Annotated in this window: 1 protein-coding gene; it reads left to right on the top strand. The window is 71.2% G+C overall.

Annotated features, from left to right (window positions below; genetic code table 11):
* Window positions 1-444, top strand: a 444-nt coding sequence (locus C662_RS19620) for a phosphoenolpyruvate carboxylase (protein ID WP_002934773.1), incomplete at both ends; no start/stop codon positions are given.

Here is a 444-nt window from a genome sequence, read left to right as displayed (position 1 = left end):
GACGGTGCGCTGGTGTCGCCGGTGCTCACCGCCCACCCCACCGAGGTGCAACGAAAGAGCATCCTCAACTGCGAGACCGTGATCGCGCGCCTGCTCGACGAGCGCGACCGCATGCAGCTCACCCCCGAGGAGGCCGCAGCCAGCGACGAGGCGCTGCGCCGCGCGGTGCTCACGCTGTGGCAGACGCGCATGCTGCGCACCGCCAAGCTGTCGGTGATCGACGAGGTCAATAACGGCCTGTCGTATTTCGACACCACCTTCCTGCGCGAGCTGCCGCGTCTGTACGCCAGCCTGGAAGACCGCCTGGCCGCGGCCGACCCGGCGCTGGGCGCGCCCGAGCTGGCCGCCTTCGTGCAGGTGGGCAGCTGGATCGGCGGTGATCGCGACGGCAACCCCTTCGTCACCGCCGAGGTGCTCGAGCGCGCGCTCGCCATGCAGGCGGCC

Origin of the sequence: Thauera sp. 28, from assembly GCF_000310145.2 — a bacterium.
GTDB lineage: Bacteria > Pseudomonadota > Gammaproteobacteria > Burkholderiales > Rhodocyclaceae > Thauera > Thauera mechernichensis.
The sequence above is the reverse complement of the archived record's forward strand: the minus strand, read 5'-3'. Positions and strand labels throughout refer to the sequence as shown.